Origin of the sequence: Sphingobacterium griseoflavum, from assembly GCF_014653155.1 — a bacterium.
GTDB lineage: Bacteria > Bacteroidota > Bacteroidia > Sphingobacteriales > Sphingobacteriaceae > Sphingobacterium > Sphingobacterium griseoflavum.
Window position 1 is genome coordinate 282,475 of record NZ_BNAF01000002.1, and the last position, 23,885, is coordinate 306,359.

23 protein-coding genes are annotated in these 23,885 nt (G+C 44.1%); 16 read left to right on the top strand and 7 right to left on the bottom strand.

Annotated elements, in window-relative coordinates:
- The first annotated feature begins 36 nt into the window (after positions 1–36).
- The 8 genes from IE165_RS03305 (at position 37) to IE165_RS03340 (ending at position 7,813) form a co-directional block, all read left to right on the top strand.
- Entirely contained in the window at positions 37–258 is a 222-nt protein-coding gene (locus tag IE165_RS03305; protein ID WP_002996718.1) for a DUF2795 domain-containing protein, read from the top strand.
- An 89-nt stretch (positions 259–347) separates the two neighbouring features.
- On the top strand, positions 348–812 hold the full coding sequence (locus IE165_RS03310; protein WP_189625182.1) for a hypothetical protein: 465 nt from the start codon (positions 348–350) through the stop codon (positions 810–812).
- A gap of 211 nt (positions 813–1,023) precedes the next feature.
- Entirely contained in the window at positions 1,024–2,013 is a 990-nt protein-coding gene (gene trpD / locus IE165_RS03315) for an anthranilate phosphoribosyltransferase (protein WP_189625183.1), read from the top strand.
- Positions 2,014–2,015: 2 nt separating this feature from the next.
- Positions 2,016–2,651 carry a phosphoribosylanthranilate isomerase gene (locus IE165_RS03320; RefSeq protein ID WP_189625184.1) on the top strand — a complete coding sequence of 212 codons (636 nt, stop codon included), beginning with the start codon at positions 2,016–2,018 and terminating at the stop codon, positions 2,649–2,651.
- Positions 2,632–3,816, top strand: a complete 1,185-nt coding sequence (gene trpB, locus IE165_RS03325; RefSeq protein ID WP_189625185.1) for a tryptophan synthase subunit beta — start codon at positions 2,632–2,634, stop codon at positions 3,814–3,816. The genes IE165_RS03320 and trpB overlap by 20 nt, the downstream gene beginning before the upstream one ends.
- A 4-nt stretch (positions 3,817–3,820) precedes the next feature.
- Positions 3,821–4,591, top strand: coding sequence for a tryptophan synthase subunit alpha (gene trpA, locus IE165_RS03330; protein WP_189625186.1), 771 nt, complete (start codon positions 3,821–3,823; stop codon positions 4,589–4,591).
- Positions 4,592–4,708: 117 nt separating this feature from the next.
- Complete coding sequence (locus IE165_RS03335) at positions 4,709–5,149, top strand: HYC_CC_PP family protein (protein ID WP_189625187.1); 441 nt, start codon at positions 4,709–4,711, stop codon at positions 5,147–5,149.
- An 87-nt stretch (positions 5,150–5,236) separates the two neighbouring features.
- The gene (locus tag IE165_RS03340; protein WP_189625188.1) at positions 5,237–7,813 is read left to right on the top strand and encodes a TonB-dependent receptor domain-containing protein; all 2,577 of its coding nucleotides are present in this window, start codon (positions 5,237–5,239) and stop codon (positions 7,811–7,813) included.
- A 114-nt stretch (positions 7,814–7,927) separates the two neighbouring features.
- On the opposite strand, the gene IE165_RS03345 is transcribed toward IE165_RS03340, so the two are convergent.
- From IE165_RS03345 to floA, 3 genes are all read right to left on the bottom strand, one after another.
- Positions 7,928–8,521: a Maf family nucleotide pyrophosphatase gene (locus IE165_RS03345; RefSeq protein ID WP_229826308.1), complete on the bottom strand. Its 594-nt coding sequence runs from the start codon at positions 8,519–8,521 to the stop codon at positions 7,928–7,930.
- Between the two features lies 1 nt (position 8,522).
- Positions 8,523–9,041 carry a KdsC family phosphatase gene (locus IE165_RS03350; protein ID WP_189625189.1) on the bottom strand — a complete coding sequence of 173 codons (519 nt, stop codon included), beginning with the start codon at positions 9,039–9,041 and terminating at the stop codon, positions 8,523–8,525.
- 355 nt (positions 9,042–9,396) lie between these two features.
- Positions 9,397–10,380: a flotillin-like protein FloA gene (gene floA / locus IE165_RS03355; protein ID WP_189625190.1), complete on the bottom strand. Its 984-nt coding sequence runs from the start codon at positions 10,378–10,380 to the stop codon at positions 9,397–9,399.
- Positions 10,381–10,629: 249 nt separating this feature from the next.
- On the opposite strand from floA, the gene IE165_RS03360 reads away from it, so the two are divergent.
- The 7 genes from IE165_RS03360 to IE165_RS03390 all read left to right on the top strand — a co-directional run bounded on the left by IE165_RS03360 (position 10,630) and on the right by IE165_RS03390 (position 19,667).
- On the top strand, positions 10,630–14,094 hold the full coding sequence (locus IE165_RS03360) for a GAF domain-containing hybrid sensor histidine kinase/response regulator (RefSeq protein ID WP_189625191.1): 3,465 nt from the start codon (positions 10,630–10,632) through the stop codon (positions 14,092–14,094).
- Entirely contained in the window at positions 14,082–14,912 is an 831-nt protein-coding gene (locus IE165_RS03365) for a CheR family methyltransferase (protein ID WP_189625192.1), read from the top strand. The genes IE165_RS03360 and IE165_RS03365 overlap by 13 nt, the downstream gene beginning before the upstream one ends.
- Positions 14,912–15,478, top strand: a complete 567-nt coding sequence (locus IE165_RS03370) for a chemotaxis protein CheB (protein ID WP_189625193.1) — start codon at positions 14,912–14,914, stop codon at positions 15,476–15,478. Before IE165_RS03365 ends, IE165_RS03370 begins: the two co-directional genes overlap by 1 nt.
- Before the next feature lie 6 nt (positions 15,479–15,484).
- Positions 15,485–17,110 carry a hybrid sensor histidine kinase/response regulator gene (locus tag IE165_RS03375; RefSeq protein WP_189625194.1) on the top strand — a complete coding sequence of 542 codons (1,626 nt, stop codon included), beginning with the start codon at positions 15,485–15,487 and terminating at the stop codon, positions 17,108–17,110.
- 40 nt (positions 17,111–17,150) lie between these two features.
- Complete coding sequence (locus IE165_RS03380) at positions 17,151–17,681, top strand: plastocyanin/azurin family copper-binding protein (protein ID WP_189625195.1); 531 nt, start codon at positions 17,151–17,153, stop codon at positions 17,679–17,681.
- 144 nt (positions 17,682–17,825) lie between these two features.
- On the top strand, positions 17,826–19,232 hold the full coding sequence (lpdA, locus tag IE165_RS03385) for a dihydrolipoyl dehydrogenase (protein WP_189625196.1): 1,407 nt from the start codon (positions 17,826–17,828) through the stop codon (positions 19,230–19,232).
- Positions 19,233–19,286: 54 nt separating this feature from the next.
- Positions 19,287–19,667: an acyl-CoA thioesterase gene (locus IE165_RS03390; protein ID WP_189625197.1), complete on the top strand. Its 381-nt coding sequence runs from the start codon at positions 19,287–19,289 to the stop codon at positions 19,665–19,667.
- An 11-nt stretch (positions 19,668–19,678) separates the two neighbouring features.
- Here IE165_RS03390 and IE165_RS03395 read toward each other — a convergent pair whose 3' ends face one another.
- Complete coding sequence (locus tag IE165_RS03395; protein WP_189625198.1) at positions 19,679–19,972, bottom strand: DUF3817 domain-containing protein; 294 nt, start codon at positions 19,970–19,972, stop codon at positions 19,679–19,681.
- Between the two features lie 276 nt (positions 19,973–20,248).
- On the opposite strand from IE165_RS03395, the gene lpdA (IE165_RS03400) reads away from it, so the two are divergent.
- Positions 20,249–21,637: a dihydrolipoyl dehydrogenase gene (lpdA, locus tag IE165_RS03400; protein ID WP_189625199.1), complete on the top strand. Its 1,389-nt coding sequence runs from the start codon at positions 20,249–20,251 to the stop codon at positions 21,635–21,637.
- Between the two features lie 85 nt (positions 21,638–21,722).
- On the opposite strand, the gene IE165_RS03405 is transcribed toward lpdA (IE165_RS03400), so the two are convergent.
- The 3 genes from IE165_RS03405 to IE165_RS03415 all read right to left on the bottom strand — a co-directional run bounded on the left by IE165_RS03405 (position 21,723) and on the right by IE165_RS03415 (position 23,885).
- Entirely contained in the window at positions 21,723–22,727 is a 1,005-nt protein-coding gene (locus tag IE165_RS03405) for a LacI family DNA-binding transcriptional regulator (RefSeq protein ID WP_189625200.1), read from the bottom strand.
- Positions 22,728–22,857: 130 nt separating this feature from the next.
- Positions 22,858–23,421: an HAD family hydrolase gene (locus IE165_RS03410; RefSeq protein ID WP_189625201.1), complete on the bottom strand. Its 564-nt coding sequence runs from the start codon at positions 23,419–23,421 to the stop codon at positions 22,858–22,860.
- Positions 23,418–23,885, bottom strand: coding sequence for a hypothetical protein (locus IE165_RS03415; protein ID WP_189625202.1), 468 nt, complete (start codon positions 23,883–23,885; stop codon positions 23,418–23,420). Before IE165_RS03415 ends, IE165_RS03410 begins: the two co-directional genes overlap by 4 nt.

Below are 23,885 nucleotides of genomic sequence, written 5' to 3' on the forward strand. Positions count from 1 at the left end.
TATTTTTGCGGAAAATAGCGACTTAAATTATTAGATATGTATTGGACACTAGAATTAGCATCGCACTTGGAAGATGCGCCATGGCCAGCAACTAAAGATGAGTTAATTGACTATGCTATTCGTTCGGGAGCTCCGGTAGAGGTTATTGAAAACCTTCAAGCGTTAGAGGACGACGGCGAGCCATACGAAAACATCGAAGAGATTTGGCCCGATTATCCGACAAAGGATGATTTCTTTTTCAATGAAGATGAGTACTAATTGAACATAAAAAGCGCCCTTGGGGCGTTTTTTATGTTTTTATTAATCCTTTTGCCGCTATAAGCGTCTTAGGATTATAACGTGATCGCATGCAAAAGAAAATTATCCTTTTTATCTTCCTCCTTAGTCTTTCTTGGATATCGGGTATTGCCCAAGTCGACCATGAAAAACAAAAGCATGACATAGCCATTATCAAAGCCTTCTTACTGGATGTCGCAGACGAAAGTATCCGTCCAGACCTGATATTAAGCAAGCACGTTCGCATCGAGGAGATGTCCTCAAATGAAGAATACGACTACCTTGAAGCAAGCATCAACGAAATAAGGCTGAATCTCCAAACAAAAAATATTGCCGAAATCGCTTACATCCCTTTTCGCTCTTTACCGAAACAGGATATACGCGACATTGATCCAGAAGGTAAACCTACAGAAAACATGTATTTCCTTCGGTATAAAAATAGACAAATGCTTGCCCTATATCTGGAGGACAACAAGATAGCGTCGTTCACGCTCGTTTCTAAGGGCAATAAGACCGCTCATTTTGTTACCTATTAATTTTTCAACAAAAATTTGCAGTTCACTAATAAATAATAGATATTTGTTTTTAACGAATTAACATGATTTCAACGACAGTAAATAAAGCATGGTGGTGGCACAACTATTAAAGTTGTGGCAAAAACCTATTGCTTGAATTTTTTACATCAAAAAATAGTGGCTTGCCTAGATGGGCGAGCCTTTTTTATTATACGGCATATTATCTATATCTATGAAAGATATCCTTACGCACCTTTTCGAATACAAAACATTTACCAAGGAAGAGGCTTACACCATACTGACCAATATCGCGACGGGCAAGTACGACAGCCACCAAATAGCTGCCTTTATGACGGCCTACGGCATGCGCAGCATTCGTGTCGAAGAATTAGGTGGATTTCGTAATGCCATGTATGATCTTTGTATACAACTGGAGTTTTCCGGTTACGATTTGATTGACCTCTGCGGCACGGGTGGAGACGGAAAAAACACATTTAATATCTCCACATTAGCGTCTTTCGTCGTTGCCGGTGCAGGATATCATGTTGCCAAGCACGGAAACGTCGGGGTGTCGTCGGGGTGCGGGTCTTCCAATGTTATGGAATACCTAGGTTATCGTTTCACCAACGATCATCAGAAACTGCAACAGCAACTAGACGAAGCGGGTATCTGCTTTCTACATGCCCCATTGTTCCATCCGGCCATGAAGACCGTTGCCCCGATCCGGAAGGCTTTAGGTGTTAAAACATTTTTCAATATGCTAGGGCCACTGACCAATCCTGCGAATCCAAAATACCAAGCCGTGGGCGTCTTTAGTCTGGAGCTTGCGCGATTGTACAATTACCTGTATCAGCATACAGAAAAACAATACAGCATTGTGCATGCGTTGGATGGATACGATGAGATATCGATGACTGGAGATTTCAAGATCATCGATAACCAAGGTGAAAAATATTACCAAGTCGAAGATCTCGGTTTCGCAAAAATTTCCGGGAACGAGCTTGCTGGAGGCAACAATGTCGAAGAGGCTGCAAAAATATTCAACGAGATCATCCATGGTCGCGGAAATGAGACACAGAACAACGTTGTGCTGAGCAATGCCGCGTTTGCGATCAAAACCATACACCCCGAGAAAACATTTGGAGATTGCTTTTATGAGGCTGAGACAGCGCTGCTCGGCAAAAAAGCTTTGGCGAGTTTTAATAAACTAACGCAGCAATAGCTATGGCAGCCCTTCAAGTTAAAGTTTGCGGAATGCGTGATATCGACAACGTGCAACAGCTATCCACATTGCCTGTAGACTATTTAGGCTTTATTTTTTACGCCAAATCGCCACGTTTCACGGCAAACCTACCTTTGCTTCCACAACTTCCTGCGAATATCCAAAAAGTTGGTGTATTCGTAAATGCGGAAGAAGAATATGTAACAAAGAAAATCAAGGAAGGGCTGGATGGTGTGCAATTGCATGGCGACGAGCGGCCGTCGTTCTGCGCGGCCATACGACAACAGCATGTGTTTGTGATCAAAGCCTTTGGCGTTGACGCCAATTTCGATTGGCAACACTTGGTAGACTATGTTGATGTCGTGGACTATTTTCTGTTCGACACAAAAAGTAGTAGCCACGGCGGGACAGGGCAAAGCTTCGATTGGAGTAAGCTTTCAAGTTACCCTTTTGAAAAGCCATACTTTTTGAGTGGAGGCTTATCGTTAGCTAATATTCAAGAAGCAATCTCGCTTGCCGATCCGCGTATGATCGGATTAGACTTAAATTCACGCTTTGAAATAGCCCCAGCATTGAAAGATATTCACAAAATAACAAACGCTTTGAAAATCATTAAAGATGAGCAAATATCACGTTAACGAAAAAGGGTATTATGGCCCATTTGGCGGAGCCTATGTGCCCGAGATGCTCTACCCCAACGTGGAAGAGCTACAACAAAAATACTTGGCAATAATGCAGGAAGAAAGTTTCCAAAAGGAATTCCACGACTTGCTTAAAGACTATGTCGGGCGTCCATCTCCGCTATATCATGCAAAAAGATTTTCAGAAAAATATGGCGTCAATATTTTCCTAAAAAGAGAAGATCTGAACCACACGGGTGCACACAAGATAAATAACACCATCGGGCAGATTTTATTGGCCGAACGTTTAGGTAAGAAAAGGATAATTGCAGAAACCGGTGCTGGCCAACACGGCGTAGCGACAGCCACGGTATGCGCATTGAAAGGGTTGGAGTGCGTGGTTTACATGGGCGAAGTGGATATACAGCGCCAAGCACCCAACGTAGCCCGGATGAAAATGATGGGAGCAAGCGTTGTGGCCGCACAATCAGGCAGCAAAACCTTGAAAGATGCAACCAACGAAGCCCTTCGCGACTGGATAAACAATCCCGTTGACACCCACTACATCATCGGTTCGGTGGTAGGCCCGCACCCCTATCCTGATCTTGTTGCACGCTTCCAATCGATCATCTCCCAGGAGACCAAGAGACAACTTATTGAAAAAACAGGACGGAGCAATCCTGACTACGTATTGGCGTGCGTGGGAGGCGGTTCTAATGCTGCGGGTATGTTTTACCATTTCCTCGATGAGGAAGATGTTAAGCTCATAGCCATAGAAGCAGCAGGACATGGTGTACACAGCGGCGAAAGCGCAGCTACGACAGCGCTTGGAAAAGATGGTGTGTTGCACGGAAGCCGATCAATACTTATGCAAACTGAAGATGGACAGGTCATCGAGCCCTACTCGATCTCCGCGGGGTTAGATTATCCCGGCATTGGACCGCAGCACGCATGGCTTTTCAGAAGCGGAAGAGGGCAATACGTGAGCATTACGGACGATGAAGCCATGCAAGCCGGACTGCTCTTAACGAAATTAGAAGGTATTATTCCCGCTATCGAAAGCTCGCACGCATTAGCCTATTTGGAAAAGATGTCTTTTAAAGGCGATGAGAATGTGGTGATATGCCTATCGGGAAGAGGGGATAAAGATCTTGACAATTACATGAAATATTTTGGATTTTAATACGATGCTGGCACACAAAAACATATTCCAAGACGGGCAGCGCAAACTGCTTTCTATTTACTTTACCGCGGGCTATCCCGATTTAGATAGCACCGTTACCATCGCCGAGGAACTCGAAAAATCCGGCGCAGACTTTTTGGAAATTGGCTTTCCCTATTCAGATCCCGTAGCCGATGGCCCTGTCATACAGCATAGTTCGGAAACGGCCTTACGTAACGGCATGACCCTTACCTTACTTTTTGAACAGCTAAAAGCCTTACGATCGCGGGTGTCGATCCCGGTATTTTTGATGGGCTATTTCAACCCTGTATTACAGTTTGGCGTGGAAAACTTTTGTCGATCTTGCGCAGCGGTTGGCATTGATGGTGTAATCATCCCCGACTTACCGATGTACGAATACGAAGAACTCTACCAGGAAACATTCTACAAACATGGTGTAAGCAATATCTTTTTGGTTACGCCGCAAACGTCGACTGAAAGAATACGAAAAATAGATAAGCTGTCAAAAAGCTTTATTTACCTGTTATCATCCAACGCCACAACAGGCAAAAACCTAGAGGTTGGCGAGTCCTCTTCCGCATATTTTAAAAGGCTGAAGGACATGGAACTTAGCAACCCACTGGTGATCGGGTTTGGCATATCTAACGCAAAAACCTTTGGTCAAGCTACGAATTATGCAAAGGGCGCTATCATTGGAACAGCCTTTGTTAAACTGCTGGCCGAGGACGATTACCTATCGAAGATACGCGGATTTATAGCGGCTATTAAATCCTAATACGGCGCCCGTTGGTGCAAAGAATAGCACGAACGGGCGTTTCTTCTCGACAAGCGTTCCGATAGATTATCGCTAAAGTTGCCTGTTCATTTTTTAATTTACTATCTTTGTAAAACGATGAAGATCTTTTTGTCTTATATGCTGCTTTTTCTCTATACATTAACATGTACAGGGAGTTCCGTATATATGCACTTGTGCAAAAATGGATCGATCGCGATCGTACAGTCGGAACAGCTCAGCACTGAAGGCAGCTGTCTGCTCTGCGATAAGTCGGACAAGCATAGCGAAAACCAAACGAGAAAAGAACACCGTTGTGGCGACCAAAGTGATTGTTGTAAAGATGTAAGGATTGACCTAAAGAAAGGTAATCAGGAAATTGAAAATTCGTCAAACGCACCGTCTTTCCTAACCCTGTCTCCGGCAATTACGACCTTACATTGGATACTGCTTGTTCCAGCCGAAACCACAGCAATAACCTCAACTCCAGAACTTCAATCATCCCAGCAGCTGGCATCGTCTAGCCCGCCCTATCTGGTACATTGCAACTTCAGAATTTGATATTAGCGCGGTAATAAACAAAGCTCATGTCGTCTAAGACATTCCATGAGCAAACATTTTACACGTTTTTTTATCAAATTTTAAAGCATGAATAATATTTCTAAAGGAATATCCATCCTATTTTTTATCCATTTAGCTATACTTTCCTTTGCGCAGGGCGATAGCACTGTCACGTTCGAAGTAGCTGGTAATTGCGGCCTTTGTAAGCAGCGAATCGAGAAAGCCGCGAAGATCAAGGGCGTCTCCGAAGCCATTTGGGACATGCCAACGAATAAGGCCTCCGTAACTTTTGACCCCAAAAAAACATCTTCTCTATCCATCAAACAGGCCATCGCAGAGGCTGGGCACGACACCGACGAGGTTCGGGCAAAAGACGACGTTTATGCGAAACTCCACGAATGTTGTCTATACGAAAGGTTGGATGGTAGCGCCGCCGGAGAGGGAGAATCACACACTGACGACCATCACGATCACGACCATATCGTCCGGGGCGTAGTGGTGCAAGAAAATGGAAAGGGCGAGCTAAGTCCGATAGCGGGAGTCAATATCAATTGGCTGGAAAATCCAAAAAAAATAGTCCAGACAAACGAGAATGGTGTTTTTGATTTGGCGCACGAGCAAGGTTATACCAAGCTCATCGTCAGCTTCGTCGGTATGAAATCCGACACTATTCACGTAAAGAATCTGCATGAAGTACTTGTTATCCATGCGAAGGACAATGTTTTAGGCGAGGTTGTGGTATCTCGAAAACAACGCTCGAACTACATTTCGAAATTATCTCCTAACCGCGTTGAAATGATCACGGCAAAAGAATTGTTCAAGGCTGCCTGTTGTGATCTCAGCGAAAGTTTTGAAACGAATGCCTCGGCAGATGTCGTTAGTAGTGATGCCGTAACAGGAGCAAAACAAATCCAGCTATTGGGCTTAAGCGGTGTATACACACAGCTTACCGTAGAAAACTTGCCCGGCCCACGTGGATTTGCCTCACCCTTAGGACTCAACAGCATGGCAGGTCCTTGGATCGAATCCATACAGATTAGCAAAGGAATGGGATCCGTAGCCAACGGATTTGAAAGCATGGCTGGGCAGATCAATGTGGAACTTAAAAAACCAAATAACACCGACCGCATGTATTTCAATGCCTATGCGAATAATATGGGCCGTACAGACGTTAACCTCAATTTGGCACAAAAGATCAATGACAAATGGTCCGTAGGATTGCTCTTGCACGACAATTTCATGTACAATAAGTCCATGAACTTCAGTAACAACGGATTTCGCGATATGCCTGTCGGGAATGTGTTTTCGGGAGTAAATCGATGGCATTACGAAAATGGAAAGGGGCTTATTGCGCAGTTTGGTATAAAATACCTTCGCGACGACCGCACCGGTGGTGAAATAGACTTCGATGAGAACCGAGACAAACTGACGACAAACAGGTATGGACTCGGCTTTGACATCAACAGGTTAGAAGGTTTTGCCAAAATAGGGTATGTTTTTCCTAACCACAAATTACGCAGTATTGGTTTACAGCTTTCAGGTTCGCACTATAGCCAGGATAGTTACTTTGGATTAACCACTTACAACAGCGACCAAAGCAGTGGGTATGCCAATCTACTTTATCAAGATGTAATTGGTAGCGTAAAGCATAAGTATAGAGGTGGTTTATCCCTTTCTTACGATAAATACAATGAAGACATTCTCACAAATCTCTTTCGGCGGACAGAAGCAGTTAGTGGAGCGTTTTTAGAGTACACCTTTGCACCAAGCGAAAAATTCGACGCTGTATTGGGCCTGCGCCAAGATTACAACAGCATATATGGATGGTTTACCACGCCTCGTGCAGTGTTTCGTTACGCACCAGCAGCCAATACGTCGATCCGGCTAAGCTCGGGAAGAGGACAACGTACTGCCAATATTTTCGCCGAAAACATCGGTCTGTTTGCTTCTAGCCGAGCAATCGACTACGCGCAATTACAGAGCAATCCAGGAACAGCATATGGACTGAAACCGGAAGTTTCTTGGAATACCGGGCTAACGTTGGATCAAGATTTCCAACTTTTCGGACGAGAGGCCGGTGCATCCGTCGAGCTATTCCATAACAACTTCAGCAATCAGGTGGTGGTTGATTGGGAAAATCCCAGTGCGGTATCTTTCTACAACTTGGAAGGGAAATCGTTCTCGAACAGTGTGCAGGCTGACTTCCGCTTTATGCCTTTGCCACATTTTGAAACCAAATTTGCCTACCGTCTACTCGATGTGCAAACAGACTACCAGTCTGGGAGACTACAAAAGCCCTTGACGGCCAAACACCGAGGGTTCGTGAACATGGCTTACAATTTACATAGCGGTTGGAGTTTCGATTATACCTTCAATGTGGTCGGCAGAAAACGCCTTCCATCCACGCTAGAAAATCCGCCAGCTTACCGGCTGCAAGCATTTTCAAAAACCTACGCCACCATGAACGCACAGGTGAGCAAGAGCTTGGGTAAAGACAAAAATCTTACCGTATATCTAGGCGGAGAGAACCTCACTAATTTCTTTCAGAAAAACCCCATTTTAGCTTTCGATGAACCTTTCGGCCCACATTTCGACACCAACCTACTCTGGGGGCCTGTTGCGGGACGTTTATTTTATGCAGGCGTGCGCTACAACATCAAATAGACGTTGTTATGCGCATGCGACGGTAAATATGAAGATATCGAAGAGTCGAAAAAAGTCTTGCTCCTATTCGGATGCAAGACTTTTCCATTATACAATAGTGGCTATTTTCAGACGCTATTCTGCCTCGACGATTAACTTAAGCTCTTGATACAACCTTGCTGTTGGAAGCCCCACAACATTCTCATAGGATCCTTGGAGTCCTTGGATAGCCATCAAACCGATCCATTCTTGTATACCATAAGATCCGGCTTTATCCAAAGGCAGAAACTGTTCGACATAATACGAAATCTCGGAAGCTGTCATGGGATAAAACGATACGCCCGTCTTCTCCACAAACGTGTATGACTTGCCGCTGTAAGATATGGCTACCGCCGTCAGTACATCATGCTGATTTCCTTGCAGGGCGTGTAGCGTACGGATGGCCTCCTGCTTATCGGTAGGCTTTCCCAAGATCCGTCCTTGATGCACGACAACGGTGTCAGCAGTAATGACCAAGCTGTCTTGAAACTCCAGCGCATCGAATGCGTCAAGCTTTTTCTTTGCAATGCTCTTCACAATTTCAGTGGCTGTATCTAACGGATTAAAATCTTCCGCCGTATCCTTTACCAACACCTGAAAATCTACTCCGAGCGCCGCCAGCAGATCTTTTCTGCGGGGCGATTGCGAACCTAAAACAACACGAATTTCTTTTAATTTGTCAATCAGCATATTACATACTCTTTATTCCCGTTTCCATATTCCATAAGCCTTGCAAGCGCAGCACCTTTTCCAGCACGTCCCGCACGCAACCCGCACCCCCATTTTTTGGCGACACATAACCGGCAACTGCTTTGACCTCTTCTACCGCATCCTGCGGACATAATGCCAAGCCTACATGCTTCATGCAGGCTAAATCGGGCACATCGTCGCCCATAAAAGCTACTTCCTCCTTTGTCCAATCGCGGCGAGCAATGATCTCCTTCATCAATTCCAATTTATTGGATATGCCCAAATGGATGTCGAGGACCCCCAAACCTTGAAGTCGCTTGAACACACCCTGCGACTGCCCACCACTAATAACGACGATCGCTAGGCCGACTTTTACGGCCAGCTGGATGGCATACCCATCCTTGATTGAAAAGCGCCGCAATTGTTCGCCGTCTTCCGTAACGAGTACCGAGCCGTCTGTCAGGACGCCGTCTACGTCCAAAAAAACCGCCTTTATCTTTGCAAAATCCTTCAAAATCATGGTTTCAAAAATAACGATTTATATGTTATACACATCATCGATATGGAAATAGCTCCGCACAACAACAGCCAATTATTTATCCAAAAAAGTCGCTTGATCAAATGTATGTCAGAATTTAGTTGTTTTCACAACTAAAAAATAGATATCATTGCTGTTTGTTGTTATTCATCGTACATTTGTTCTGTAATTCATGCGTAGCAGCGCATAGGTAACATTGTCTTTTCATAATTTAGGTTTATAATTGGTTAGTAGCAAACCCTGACGCCCATCGTCAGGGTTTTGTGTACACAACAACCAAAAAAAGCCAAGTGTAAGTAACAAACCCTTGGCTTCAATCTCTAAGAATGATCGGAACTTAATTTTTTCCCTTATCTCCCGAATTTGGTTTAGCAATGGAAGTACGCATATCGGTGTCTGCTTGAATGTTTTGCATTTTGTAATAATCCATTATACCTAAATTTCCGTTCCGAAAAGCTTCTGCCATCGCCATTGGAACTTGCGCCTCAGCTTCGATCACCTTCGCTTTTGCTTCTTGTGCTTTTGCGCGCATTTCTTGCTCATTGGCAACAGCCATGGCACGGCGTTCCTCTGCGCGTGCGTTAGCAACTTTTAGGTCGGCCTCTGCTTGATCAGTCTGTAATTTCGCACCCACATTCTCGCCGATATCAATATCTGCGATATCGATCGAGAGGATCTCAAATGCCGTTCCCGAATCCAAACCCTTGGAAAGAACAGTCTTCGATATACGATCCGGGTTTTCCAGCACTTCCTTATGGTTGGTAGAGGAACCAATGGTGGTCACAATCCCCTCGCCGACCCGCGCTAATATTGTCTCTTCGCCGGCTCCGCCCACCAATTGGTTGATGTTGGCACGAACGGTAACCCGCGCCTTTGCGACCAGTTGTATTCCATCTTTGGCGACAGCCGCTACTGGCGGTGTATTAATAACTTGCGGATTTACAGAAAGCTGAACAGCATCAAACACATCACGCCCAGCGAGATCAATTGCCGTGGCCAACTTGAAATCTAATGGGATATTTGCTTTATCTGCCGATATCAATGCTTTAATCACTTTATTTACATTGCCCCCAGCTAAATAATGTGTTTCTATTTCGTTGGAAGTGATGCGTAGGCCAGCTTTCGTCGACGTGATCATCGCATTGGTGACGAGCGACGGCGGAACCTTACGTAAACGCATCAGCACGAGATTTAACAGGCTGATTTTTACATTCGAAAGCTGGGCCGTAAACCAAAGGTTTACCGGCAACAAATACAGTAAAAGAAATAGGGCGACAACGCCTCCTACAATAATTAAAATCAAGCTAATTCCAGGATCCATAGATTTCTAATTTTCAAGTGATACCTTAAAGGTATTATTTTATTTAAAATATTCCATCATTTATCCTCAAATCATACCAAGCAAACCCTTTATATATCGCCCTTCCCCACAGGCTGAGCATCGCAAGAATGGATCCTAACGAACTCCCGAACCCAAACACCCAGTCGAATTTTTTATATTCCCCTGAAAAGCATTGCAATTAATAGCTATTTTTGTTTGAAATATCGGGGATCAAAAGGCCGTATAAAAATGAAATTCAAAAAAGAAGCTATCCTAAAATGGGAATTATTTATCGGAATAATCCTCGCTTACCTTATCATTATTGGCACCGCGGTGTATTTTTTTACAGCAATGGGCAGTCGAGTTGACGAGGTAAAAATCACAACGGATCGTCTCCAGCAAAAAACCAATGTCGTCAATGAGGTTGACCAGCTGATTTTTGATGCCATCGAAGCGAAGACACATTATCTTTCAAAGCTAAACGAACAAGATCTGCGGGAGATCGCAACACTGCAACAACGTGTCGAACGTGCCTTGTCGCACCTGAAGAACGGTTTTCAAAATGACAACAAATTCGAGGCGGAAGTAAAGTCTCTCGAGAACACCTTTCGTGCTGTCTTCGACATACAGACCATTCAGGAACAAAAACAATATAGCAACGAAGAAAATAAGGAGCTGCAGCTGCACGATCAATCTACCATCAATGAAATTGTACTCACCATGCGCACGCTCATTTTACAAGAACGGCAAGCCATGTCCAATGAATTTCACGGATCCATGCTTTCGCTCAAGAAAACAGCTTATTTCCTGATTGGACTCCCCCTTATATTTATTCTGTTCATCATAAATCGCGTGATTAAAATCGTCCGTGAACTTAGCAGACGATCGAAGGAAGCTCAGAAATTAAACAAAGAAATCCAAGCCGCAAAACGGAACATCGAGGATTTTAACTGGGTGTTGGCAGAGTCGAGCCTATTGAATGAAAAAATAACAGGCATAGATAGTGAAAACCAGATTGCAGAAGTTGCCTTTAAAGCCATTGCTTCGTCAATAGGCTTCCATGCAGGCGCCTTATACATTCGGCGCATGGATTCTTGTGAGTATTTGTTGAAGGAAAAAATAGGCATAGATAAAAGCCGGGATGTGCTGAAATCTTTTGTGCATGGCGAAGGCTTGCTCGGGAACGTCACCCATTATCAGGAAATAAAAGTTATCAAGACTGCGGTTGATGAGATCATGACCTCTTCTTCGGCCATTCAAGGCAACCAGATTAGCACCATTGTTTTGGCGCCTCTGGTGTTTGAACAGCAGACATTAGGTATATTGGAGATAGGTGGCACATTTGCGGACGAAGAGCTCGCGAAGACACTTTCCTACCTTGAACGCGTGTCGCGGATGTTGGCCATGTCGATCAAATTCGGGCAGAGCCACACAATTGTAGAGCATCTGCTGGAGCAAACGCAGCAACAGACGGAAGAGCTAGAAGCACAGCAAGAGGAATTGCGCATTACGAATGAAGAGCTTATCTACAAGACCAATTTGTTGGAAGCGTCTGAAGAGGAACTGCGCGTACAGCAAGAAGAGCTCCAGCAGACCAATCTAGAACTTGAAGAAAAAGCCAAACAACTTGCCGTTCGCAACCAGGATCTTAACGAAGCCCACCACATTGTGGAGGAAAAAATCCAAGAGGTGGAACTTGCCAGCAAATATAAATCTGAATTTATGGCCAATATGAGCCATGAGTTGCGGACACCCTTAAACAGTATCCTGATTCTGGCCAAGTTGCTACAGGACAACAAAAACAAAAATCTGAACAGCGATCAAGTGAAATATGCTTCGGTGATCCACAGTGCGGGAAGCGACCTCCTGCAATTGATCAACGAGTTGTTGGATCTCGCAAAAATTGAATCTGGAAAAGTAGAGTTAAACCACGAGCGTATCGTAACCGCCGACTTCCTGCAGAACATGGAAAATCTCTTCAGCAACATTGCGGAAGAAAAGGATATCGCCTTCCGCGTGTCGGTCGGCGACCATATACCCGCAGAATTTATTAGCGATGAATACCGACTGGAGCAGGTCATAAAAAACTTCCTCTCCAACGCCTTCAAATTTACAGCCAAAAAGGGATTGGTACAACTTGACGTACAGGCGAACAACGACCATCTCAAGTTTATTGTTTCCGACAATGGCAAGGGCATATCGGAAGAAAAACAGCAACTTATCTTTGAGGCTTTTCGTCAAGAAGACGGATCCACAAGCCGGAAATATGGCGGTACCGGCTTGGGGCTTTCCATCAGTCGAGAAATTGCTTCGCTGCTTGGCGGCCGAATTACCCTAAGCAGCGAGCTCGATCAGGGAAGCACGTTCACCCTTATTATTCCATATACGACGAGTGCAGAACATATTTCGGACGCAACAACCGGTATAGATAAAGTGGTTGGCACACACTCCAAAGCCTTATCAACAGAGAAAAGCAAGTATGCAGAACCCTCCGAAGAAGAGGCTGCTGCGCCTGGCGAGATGGCGTGGACAAAGAATCTACTGATTGTGGAAGACGATATCAATTTCGCGGACATCCTGCGTGATTTTGCGCACAGTTATGGGTATCAAGTCATGCTATCGCATGATGGAGTTGACGCCGTACAAAAGGCGAAGCAATTCAAACCGCATGCTATCATCTTGGATGTCATGCTTCCACTTTCTGACGGTTGGGAAGTACTCAAGACGTTGAAAGAAATCCCCGACACCAAACACATTCCCATACATATGATGTCTGCCGCGAGCTTCAACCAACGCGAATTTCTTGAAAATGGGGCGATTGGCTTCCTTTCGAAACCAGTATCCGAAGAGTCATTGAAAAAAGTTTTCGAAAACATCAACCTGAACATCAATCAAGGGATCAAAAAGGTCTTGCTGATTGAGGATCAGGAATTTCAAAGCGAAATCATTAAGTCGGCTTTCGCGGAGCAGCATATCAATGTGATACAAGCTTTTTCAGCAACCATGGGTTTAACCAAGTTGGAGCAGGAAACAAATATAGACTGCATCATCTTGGATATTAAGTTGCCTGATGCAGATGGACTGGATGTGCTGGATCAAATAAAATCCATGCCGGCCTATGCTGAGACACCGATTATTATCAATACCGCGTACGATCTGTCCAAAAAACAAATTGACCATATTCGTCAACACACGAAAGCCATGGTTCTCAAATCTGGAAAAAGCAACAACCGCTTAATCGACGAAGTGAAGCTGTTTCTGAACAAGATTAGTTCCGATGACTATTCGCCGGTGAAGAACATTGCCAAACTTGATCAGCTGTCCGCACAAAGCGATAGCTTACAAAATAAGAAGGTACTTATTGCCGATGATGACATGCGCAATGTATTTGCCTTGACAACGACATTGCAGGAGTACAACATGGAGATAGAAATTGCCAACAACGGCTTGGAAGCGGTAGAGATCATGCAAAAAAATGCAGGAAAAATAGATATTGTCCTGATGGACATTATGATGCCGGAGATGGATGGATACGAAGCAATAGCGCAGATCAGGAAGGAAAAAGGCAACGCTAATCTTCCTATTATTGCCGTCACGGCGAAAGCGATGAAAGGCGACCGCGAGAAGTCGCTACAGATCGGGGCTAGCGACTATATCAGCAAACCGATCGATATTGACAAATTACTTTCCTTGATGCGTGTATGGCTAAGCTAAGTGTATCGCATATTAGTTTCATCGAACTACAAGAGGTGGTAGACCTTTTAAGAAAAGTATCCGGCTATGATCTCTCCGGATATAGCAAATCCTCTTTAAAACGTAGGGTACAACGTGTGCTGGACCTCGAACGGATGGATTTGTTCGATTTGAAAAACGCCATCACCAACATAGAAAGTTTCCGGGGTTATCTGGTCAATGAGCTGACGGTAAACGTGACGGAAATGTTTCGGGATCCGCACTATTATGCAACATTACGCAGCGAGGTCGTTCCGTATTTGGAGACCTATCCCAGCCTAAAATTTTGGAGTGCAGGCTGCTCCACGGGAGAAGAGGTCTACTCTTTGGCGATTTTGCTTAAAGAGGTCGGGCTATACGACAGAAGTTTTATTTACGGAACAGATATTAATGGCAACGTATTGGAAACAGCTAGGAAAGCCATATATCCCTTAAAAAAATTCAAGTTATACAGCGAAAACTATAATGCATCAAGCGCACAAGATAGCCTATCAAACTATTATACAGCGATGTATGATGCTGCCATCATCAACAATGAGATTCGGAAAAATATTCTTTTTTCCCAGCATAATTTAGCGACAGACTACATTTTTAATGAATTTCAATTCATATCTTGCCGGAATGTACTCATTTACTTCGACATGGATCTGCAGAACAGAGTTTTTCGGCTTTTCTACGATTCCTTGTGCGAATTTGGCTTTTTATGCTTAGGCTCAAAGGAAACATTACTGAACAGGGATATCATGTCCAATTTCAAAGTGATCAACAAAGAATTCAATATTTATCAAAAGATTAGGTGATGAGTAAAGCAGCGGATATTGTATTGGTTGGGGGGAGCGCAGGGTCTTACCATCTTATTGTCGATATTATCGAGTCCCTACCTCCTTTTTTTTCTTCTGCACTTGTTGTCGTGATCCACCGTAATCCAAAATTCAAAACCCGCCTTGAAGACACCCTATCGACTCGCCTGCACCGTCCCATTATCCAAGCCGGCGACAAAACAGCCATCTCCCCAAACATGATTTATTTTGCCATGCCAGGTTATCATCTATTAATCGAGCCCGACCGTACATTTTCGCTGGATATATCCGATCCCATCCAGTTCTCCCGGCCCTCGATCGACGTGCTCTTTGAATCGGCAGCAGAGGTTTACGGCTCCCGATGTACGGCTTTGCTGTTGTCCGGAGCGAACAGGGATGGTACAGATGGAATGACCGCCATCCGAGAAATGGGCGGCAAAGCCATGGTACAATGCCCGGAAGATGCACAGATCTCCACCATGCCCGAAAACGCTATTCGGGTAAATGACGGCATAGATATCATTAGCGATCAACAGATTATTTCCTACTTCAGGAATTTAAAATAGATGCCCATGAAAAATGTTAATCTTCTGATTTTAGATGACAAAGAGGAAAACATCATAAGTTTATCTGCCCTGCTGGCCGATGTTCAGCACATCAATATCATTCGCTCCACCGATCCCAATGAGGCATTGAAAATCTGTTGGAAAAATGATATCGCGATTGCACTGGTAGATGTACAAATGCCCGATATTAATGGTTTCGAATTTGTCTCCTTATTAAAATCCAATCCTAAAACCAACCATATTATGGCCATTATGGTGACAGCAATATCCAAAGAGGATCGTTACCTACTTAAAGGATTGGAAAGCGGAGCCATAGATTATCTGTACAAGCCGCTTAATCCAGAAATCACAGTGGCAAAAGTTGTATCATTTGTCAATCAAATCCATATCCAAGAGGAAATAAAGCAAAAAAACATTGCTCTCGAAGAATCGAAAAGGCAATTAATATTGGCCAAGGAAGAAGCTGAGGAAGCCCGGAAATCAAAAGAGGGCTTTTTGGCGAATATGAGCCACGAGATCCGAACACCGATCAATGGGATTATTGGCATAATCCATATGTTGCGCAATTCGCAACTCAATAAGGAGCAGCGCGACTGGATACATCGATTGGATATTGCCTCCAATTCACTGCTTTTGATCATCAATGACATCCTCGATATATCGAAGATAGATTCTGGAATGATGAAAGTCGAAAATGAAAGTTTTTCTATCCGGCAGAAGCTGGAAGACATTCGGAACATCTTTAAAGTAAAAGCTTTGGATAAACAACTTGATTTCGAGATGGATATCGATTCCAAGCTTCCGAATTATGTTAAAAGCGACCCCCTACGTATCCAACAAATTATCAACAACTTTATTTCCAACAGTTTAAAGTTCACGGAAAGCGGAAAAATCACACTAAAAGCCGAAGTATTGGAACAGACCGACCTGCAATCGACGGTCCGGCTGACCGTAACCGATACCGGTATCGGCGTCAAGCCTGATGCTATCGACAAAATATTCTTAGCCTTTGAGCAGGCGGACGACGGGATCACCAAAAAGTTTGGCGGTACAGGCTTAGGCCTAGCGATCGTGAAGCGCCTTGCCGATCTACTGCACGGAACGGTTGAAGCGAAAAGCGTTTATGGTAAGGGCTCAGCATTTTCATTTCAGGCGACCTTCGAGCATGCCGAAGATTTCCCTCGTGAAGAAAAGATGGATAAAAAGGTATTGTCTACCTTAGACAAATTTGAAAACCTACATATATTGATCGCAGAAGATAACGACCTGAACAGTTTCATGCTCGCCCATATGTTAGAATCCTGGGGATGCAAGGTCGACAATGTCAAAAATGGCCGACTTGCCGTAGAGAAAGTAAACCAAAGCGACTACGATCTGATCATGATGGATACGCATATGCCCATTATGTCTGGGTTCGAAGCGATTAAAGAAATCAAAAAAAATACGAATCCGCAGAAAGCGTTTATCCCGATCATCACCATATCAGCTTCGGTATTGGAGCATGAACAGGCTGCGGCCTATGAGGCCGGAGCAGATAGTGTTATCGGAAAGCCTTTCGATCCCTTGGACTTACATCAGAAGATAAGCAAGTTGATCAACAAAAAATCGGTAGAACACGGATTAAAAAAATAATTGCTAGCTTTGTTGAAAGCACATATATTAATTCATTAAAATGAAAAGACTATTTATTTTTCCTGCGGTTGCGATTGCGCTATCACTAGCGGCATGTGGAGGTTCTGAAAATAAAAACACGTCAACGGATACGGAAGAAACTTCTGCTACAGAGACGCCAGCTACCGAAACAGTGCCAGGCATCGAAAACGTGGAGGTATCAAACACGATCGTAGTAGAATCCAACGATCAGATGAAATTTGACAAGGAATTGCTCCGCGTGAAAGCTGGTGAAACGGTGACATTGACTTTGAAAAACGTCGGTACTTTGCCCAAAGAGTCTATGGGGCATAATCTGATTGTCTTGAAACCAGGCGTAGATGTTGCTACCTTCGCGGGCGAAGCAACAGGAGCAGCAGATGCCGACTACATCCCTAAGACGTCACTATCTTCTATTGCCGCGCACACCAAATTGCTTGGCCCTGGTGAAGAGGACAAGATCTCTTTTACATTGGAAAAAGGGGTATACACATTTATCTGTAGTTTCCCTGGGCACTACGGCGTTATGCAAGGTAAAATAGTTGCGGAATAAGCTCGTTGCAAAACGGGAACGTGAAAAGCACTTGTCGGTCGATAAGTGCTTTTTTGGCTATATAAGCTTGGTTTTTTACAACTTAAATACAATTAAGTTTATTTAATTAGCTAACTTTGAGGCTGTAACTATATACTATTTTTTATGCAATACGACGTAATCGTTATAGGAAGTGGCCCCGGTGGATATGTTGGCGCTATTCGCTGTGCACAACTTGGACTAAAAACTGCTGTAATAGAAAAATACAGCACCTTTGGAGGTACCTGTCTCAATGTGGGCTGTATTCCATCAAAAGCATTATTGGATACGTCCGAACACTACCACAATGCCGCGCACAACTTCGAAACACACGGTATCGGACTGAGCAATTTAAAAATTGATGTAAAAAAAATGATCGATCGCAAAAATGATGTGATCGCACAAAATACCGCAGGTATCACGTTTTTATTCAAGAAAAACAAAATAGATGCTTACGAAGGAGTAGGTTCATTCGTGGACAAGAACACCATTAAGATAACAAAGAGCGACGGAAGTACAGAAGAACTGAAGGCAAAAAACATCATAATCGCTACGGGTTCCAAACCCACCTCTCTTCCTTTCCTTCCCGTGGATAAAAAACGCATCATTACTTCCACCGAAGCATTGAACTTGCAAGAAGTTCCAAAACATCTTATCGTCATTGGCGGAGGCGTGATCGGCCTGGAATTAGGTTCTGTATACGCGCGTTTGGGCGCTAAGGTTTCTGTGGTAGAGTTTGCAAAATCGATTATCGGCACGATGGATGGTGGACTTGGAAAAGAATTGCAACGTGTGTTGAAGAAAAACCTCGGCATGGAGTTTTTCCTTGGGCATAAAGTAACTGGTGCTACAGCGAAAGGAAAAAATGTAACGGTGACCGCTGAAGATCCAAAAGGACAACCGGTCGAACTATCCGGAGACTACTGCATCGTCTCGGTTGGCAGAACAGCTTATACAGAAGGTCTAGGATTAGAAAATATCGGTATCAAAACCGAGGAACGCGGCAACAAAATACCGGTTAACGAGCATTTGGAAACATCCGTTGGAGGCATTTATGCCATCGGCGACGTGGTTAAAGGTGCTATGTTGGCACACAAAGCGGAAGACGAAGGTATCTATGTGGCAGAGCGCATCGTTGGGCAAAAGCCCCACATCGACTATAACTTGATCCCAGGCGTCGTCTATACTTGGCCAGAAGTCGCGTCTGTCGGTAAGACGGAAGAACAATTGAAAGAGGCGGGGGTGAAATACAAATCGGGATCTTTTTCATTTAAGGCTTCCGGTCGTGCCAAAGCTTCTGGTGATACCGATGGTTTCGTAAAAGTATTAGCTGACAGCGAAACCGATGAGGTACTCGGCGTCCACATGATCGGCCCTCGTGCTGCAGACATGATTGCCGAAGCTGTTGTTGCCATGGAATACAGGGCATCAGCAGAAGATATTGCGAGAATTTGCCATGCGCACCCGACATATACCGAAGCGTTAAAAGAAGCAGCGCTTGCTGCAACCGCAAACCGAGCTATTCACGCTTAAACGAAATAAAAAGGCAAGACAGCAATATCTTGCCTTTTTTATGCACCATATCAAATGAATTTTTATACAAGGAAATGGATTAAACCGGAGGATTTGAATCCGAACGGTTCTCTTTTTGGCGGAACATTGTTGCGTTGGATTGACGAAGAAGCTGTCATTTACGCCATCGTACAACTTGGAAACCCACACGTGGTAACGAAGTACATCTCGGAGATCAATTTTGTCAGTTCGGCGAAAAAGGGAGATATCATCGAAATGGGTATTGAAGCGGTGAATTTCGGCCGCACCTCATTAACCATGCGATGTGTCGTGCGCAACAAAATCACCAGGAAGATTATTCTTTCTATTGACAGGCTAGTGTTTGTCAACCTAGATCCAGAAGGAAATCCCACCGCTCATAACAAGACGGAAATTACTTATGCCTATCGTGATTGATGACTGAATAGCTACGACTTCCCCGAAATGATTTGTTTTTTCAGGTCACGCTCTACCCAAAATGATACAATAGGAATAAGAGACAGCAGAAAATAAGTGGCAACACGTTTTAGTGACCATTTATATTCCGACCAACACATAATCAGTAACACGACAAAAAGCACCACCAAAAAGCCATGGATCGACCCAGCGACTTTTACTGCTTCAGGAATGTTAGCGATGTACTTCAAGGGCATAGCGACAAAAAAAAGGATAACCGTAGAAATGGCTTCCCATAAGGCGATCTGTTGAAAGATTCGTAGCATAGTTGATCCAAAAAATGTTTTCGCAAACTTACAGCAAAATGCCACAGTACCTAAAAATTACTTCAGTATTGACGCTCTCCTGACACGTGCCAGCCGTAGCGCCCCTTTGCTGTGCAAGAAACCTGAAAAACCGTTGCTCGATACCCGAAAAATTATGTATTTTTGAGGGTTCGGAAGAAGAACAAAGTCTTAACTACAAAATATTAATAGACAATATAACGTTTGCACCGAGAAGCTGCAGCATATATTGTTTATGACGTTAAAAATAACATACATATGAATTACGACATCGTAGTAATCGGTAGTGGTCCTGGAGGATATGTAGCTGCTATCCGAGCATCCCAATTAGGCTTCAAGACAGCAATTATTGAACGTGAAGCGTTAGGTGGAATCTGCTTAAACTGGGGATGCATCCCGACCAAAGCCTTGTTGAAAAGTGCTCAGGTATTTGAATATTTAAACCATGCGGAAGAGTATGGCATTAAAGTTCAGGGTGGAGAAGCTGACTTTTCAGCGATCGTAAAAAGAAGTCGCGGTGTTGCAGATGGCATGAGCAAAGGGATACAGTTCTTGATGAAAAAGAACAAGATCGATGTGATCATGGGCGCGGCGAAAGTAAAAAAGGGTGGTAAGATTGAAGTGAAGGGTGCTGATGGCGCTGTTAAAGAGTATGCTGCAAAACACACCATTTTGGCAACTGGCGCTCGGTCACGCGAATTGCCCAACTTACCGCAGGATGGCAAAAAAATCATCGGTTACCGCCAAGCGATGAATCTGGCAAAGCAACCTAAATCACTCGTTGTCGTAGGATCGGGTGCAATAGGTGTTGAATTTGCCTACTTCTATAATGCAATTGGCACACAGGTAACGATTGTGGAATTTATGGATCGTATCGTCCCTGTAGAAGACGAAGAAGTTTCGAAACAGTTGGAAAAATCGCTGAAAAAAGCCGGTATCAATATCCTGACGAAATCTGAAGTGCAGGCTGTAGATACATCGGGCGACTTAAGCAAAGTATCTATTAAAACGGCTAAGGGAACAGAAACAATCGAAGCAGAAGTTGTTTTGTCCGCAGTCGGCATCACACCAAACATTGAAAATTTGGGCTTGGAAGAAGCTGGCGTCAAAACAGACAAAGGACGTGTTTTGGTAGACGATTACTACAAAACAAATGTCGATGGTATTTATGCAATCGGCGATATTGTGAAGGGTCAAGCGTTGGCACACGTAGCTTCTGCAGAAGGGATTACTTGTGTAGAGAAGATTAAAGGACTACACGTAGAAGCGATCGACTATAACAACATCCCAGGATGTACGTATTGTTCACCAGAGATTGCTTCTGTCGGTTATACCGAGAAAGCGGCAAAAGACGCTGGTTACGAAGTCAAAGTAGGTAAATTTCCATTTTCTGCTTCGGGTAAAGCTTCCGCAGCAGGTGCGAAAGATGGTTTTGTGAAATTGGTATTCGATGCGAAATATGGCGAACTGTTGGGGGCGCATATGATCGGTGCCAATGTGACAGAAATGATCGCTGAAATCGTAGTTGCCAGGAAACTGGAAACGACCGGCCATGAAATGATTAAGACTATTCATCCGCACCCGACCATGAGCGAAGCAATCATGGAGGCAGCTGCTGATGCCTACGGAGAAGTCATCCACTTATAAAAAACAGGAGAGGCGCCAAAAGGCGCCTCTTCTGTTTTTAACTTAATCCATAAATAAGAAAGTTTCCGAATGGGGTTGGCAAACCCTATTTCAAGACGAGTTTCGATGGAAAAACTTCTGCTAGGGCCTCTCTATCATCTTTGGCACCGATTTGCTGAAACAGTATCTCCGCAGCACGTCGGGCTTGCTTATCTGGATATTGTTCAATACTTCCCATAGGTGGATTTTCCATGTATTTCCACAGTGGATAATTAGCATAACTAATAAAAAATATATCCTTTTTTTGCACCAATCCTTTTTGTCGCACGTACTTCATTACATCCAGTGTCACAAAGTCATTAAAGGAGACGATGGCCGATGGCCGATCGGGAAGCAAAAGTAATTTCTCGATCGCCTCGATATTACCCTGTTCTGTCAGATCTGTGTGCACCACGTATTTCCTATCGAATGACAACTTCTCGCGTCGCAAAGCATCCTTATAGGCTTCAATACGCTCCTGCGAAGCCAACAGGTTTTCTGGCCCGTTTATCAGCGCAATGTTTTTATGCCCGATGGATGCGAAAGACTGTATTGCTTCGCGCATGCCCGAGGATAGATCGCTGAACACCTTGTTTACTCCCTTAATTCGTGGGACACAATCGAAGAACACAATGGGAATTTCAGACTCTTTCAACATCGCAATAAAGCCAAGGTCTTCCGTGTTTTTGCCCAATGACATCAGAATGCCATCTACGCGATGTTTTTTAAACGTTTGGATAATCTGCAACTCCCGATTCGCATCATCGCGAGATTGGCCCATCAAAACGGTATAATGCTGCTCGGCAGCAACATTCTCGATCTCACTGATAGCGGAAGAAAAAAATGGTTCTGAAAGACTCGGTAGAATAACGCCAATCGTGAAGGTACGGCGTTGCTTAAAAAAAATGGCTGTTTGATTCGGTTCGTAATGCAATTCCTCCGCCATTTTTTTAACACGCATTGTCGTGATCAAACCAATACTGGGATGGTCATTTAATGCACGCGAAACAGTAGATGCCGAAATCTTCAACTTCCGCGCAATTTCCTTTATCGTAGCAGGCTTCTTCTTCATACCTTATGGTTTATTGAATACAACAATTATATAGCTTATTCACTTGCTTAAGCTGGTTGGACTTAAACTTACAATTTTTTACCCTATAATCCCAAAATAAAAATCAGACACTTGGGACGTTTGCTGCACCCTATAGTTGTTTTACGATGCATATATCGGCTTTATCAACCGCATAGGTCTCTTGCAAAAAATCTAGGGGTTCCAGATTTCTGAACGCCAGCTCCTTCAGAAAAAAAATTTTCAAAAGCGACAAAAACGGACTCAGCTCTTCCCAGTCGATGTGCTTCAATTTGTTTAGTTGCTCGACGGGATTCCCATCCGTTAGGATGCCCACTTGCTTTTTGGATGCAAAAAGCGCTTTCAAGAAGTGTTTCGTTTTATCGGGCAGAAAGAGCTTTAGCGGAAGATGAGCATTCGCCCGCAGGCGTTCAAAATTCTCCAGATAACTGTCCGGCAGCCCGAAATGTTTCAACGTTTTGGGCAGTACCGCCTCTTCTCCCTGCTCCTCGTAGCACAGCTTCATAAAATCGACCAGCGGTTTAGCAAGGGTACGACCTTCAGTAAACTCCACGAAATTTGCAAACAGGTAATACACCTGCAATAAGTAGTCCCGCTTTGGAAACAACAAATCGTCAACCTCTACCATATACACTGCTGCTTCCATCGCTACCTTGTATTGTTCCTGCTGCATCATGCCAAACATAATAGTGGTTCGTCTTCCTCATCAGAAAGCATGGCAACGCCCGAGAAGGACGGATCAGCGATCCTTCCCTCGCCCAACAGATCAAAACCTTGGTGGATGATCCTGACTTCGACAGCACTAGGCGGATTCTCCACTAAAAGACGTGTCGTTAACTGATCGGGAAGGAGAACAGCGACTCCATATTCTTCAAATAGCATCCGCGTTTCATGCAGTACCTGCAATTCCATCTTACCTAAAGGAAGCACATAGCTATACCCTTCGTCCAAAGAAAGTTTCAGCAATTCGTGCGCAAAAGTAGGATTCGCACCAGTCGGAATTTTTCGATAGTCCCCCTTTAGCAATAGTTCGGGAAAGGGTTCGCTACTGGCGTAGTGGCATGAAAAACGAGTAGACAGCATCCGCCCTAGGCGCTGTGCAAAGGGACGGGTACCATATGTAATCAGTAATTTTTGCAT